The following is a 1,712-nucleotide window of genomic DNA, read 5'->3' on the forward strand; positions in this document are numbered from 1 at the left end:
TGGTCAAAGGATAATTCCTCAATTTGACCAGTTGGAGGATTTAGGGGAAGCGTTGTTAGATTTTGAAAGCGATGCAGCACGGTCTTGGGGGTTTCCCCCATGAGCGACTGCATCAAGACACCGAAGTGGATTTGACCAATTGGTTGAAACAGTTTAGGGATAAGTAAGATCCGGTTAGGTGTCGCATTCAAAAGCCATGCTATCAAGACCTGATTGAGTGGGTTCTGAACCTCTCCCTTGAGTATTTGAATATAAACCTTGAGTATCTGGACCTTGTGGACGAGTATCTGGACTTCAACCGTGAGTATTTGAATACCGTGGTTGAGTCTCAGAGCCTCGTGAACGAATATCAGAGTCTCAACGTTGAGTATTTGAATATCGTGTTTGAGTATTTGAATATCGTGGTTGAGTCTCAGAGTCTCAACGTTGAGTATTTGAGTCTCGTGGTCGAGTATTTGAATATCGTGGACGAGGCTCTGAGGCTCGACGTTGAGTATTTGAATACCGTGGTTGAGCCTCAGAGCCTCGTGAACAAACCTTTTCCCTGCTCCCTCTTCCCTGTTCCCTGCTCCCTGCTCCCTGTTCCCTGCTCCCTGTTCCCTACTGATATGGAATAGACGGGCGGGCAGGATGCCCACTCTACTTCTAACTTCAGACTTCTAACTTCAGACTTCTGACTTCTTAGAAATGCTATAATCTATGAGGTTTTGTATGAAGATTGGCAAATCCAGGGTGCTTTAAATAAGTCTATTTTTTGAATAACTATTGTAGAGCAGTGGATGGCAATGGCTGACAATACATCTGATGGCCAACTCGACTTTCTGTTAGAGGTACTACAAGCAATTGCTTCCAGTAATGGTAATCAGCAGGTAGTTGAGAAATTACTGGAAGCAAATACAGACAAACTTAATGATAAGTTAGCAGAAATATTGCGGGCTTGGGCAATACCTAAGCTGGCGGAAGCGGAAGCAGATGAAGCAAAGTTTATAGCAGCAGTTATTGGCAATTTCAGCAATCTAATTCCGGAATTCCCCTTGGGTGACAAAGCCAGCACTATTGAAATTGCCATTACTGGCTATGAAGTGGCATTAACTGTTTTCAGCCGTGAAGCATTTCCTTTTGATTGGGCAATTACACAAAATCATCTTGGTCTTGCTTACAATAACCGCATCATAGGGGATAAAGCACAGAATATAGAAGAGGCGATCGCTTGTTGCAAACAGGCTCTTAGAGTTTTTACTTTTGAGGCTTTTCCTTATGAGTGGGCAATGACACAAAATAATCTCGGTATTGCTTACGGTGACCGCATAAAAGGTGAGAAAGCAGAGAATATAGAAGATGCCATCGCTTGTTACCAAGAAGCTCTTAGAGTTTATACCTTTGACGCTTTTCCTATTGAGTGGGCAAGGACACAAGATAATATCGGTATTGCTTACGGTGACCGCATAAAAGGTGAGAAACCAGAGAATATAGAAGAGGCGATCGCTTGTTACCAAGAAGCTCTAAGAGTTTATACCTTTGAGGCATTTCCTGAAGATTGGGCAAATACACAAAATAATCTCGGTAATGCTTACGGTCACCGCATCAAAGGTGAAAAAGCAGAGAATATAGAAGAAGCGATCGCTTGTTACCAAGAAGCTCTTAGAGTCAGAACCTTTGAGGCTTTTCCTGTTGGTAACAAGCGATGGCATCTTCTATATTCTGTGCTTTCT

1 protein-coding gene and 1 pseudogene are annotated in these 1,712 nt (G+C 42.8%); one reads left to right on the plus strand and one right to left on the minus strand.

Going from position 1 to position 1,712, the window contains the following annotated elements:
* Positions 1–638, minus strand: a pseudogene (locus F6K37_RS41130) (hypothetical protein); the annotation flags it as partial.
* Positions 639–779: 141 nt separating this feature from the next.
* On the opposite strand from F6K37_RS41130, the gene F6K37_RS41135 reads away from it, so the two are divergent.
* On the plus strand, positions 780–1,712 hold a 933-nt coding region (locus tag F6K37_RS41135), incomplete at its 3' end, for a tetratricopeptide repeat protein (RefSeq protein ID WP_287257049.1).

This window comes from Moorena sp. SIO4E2 (assembly GCF_010671945.1).
GTDB lineage: Bacteria > Cyanobacteriota > Cyanobacteriia > Cyanobacteriales > Coleofasciculaceae > Moorena > Moorena producens.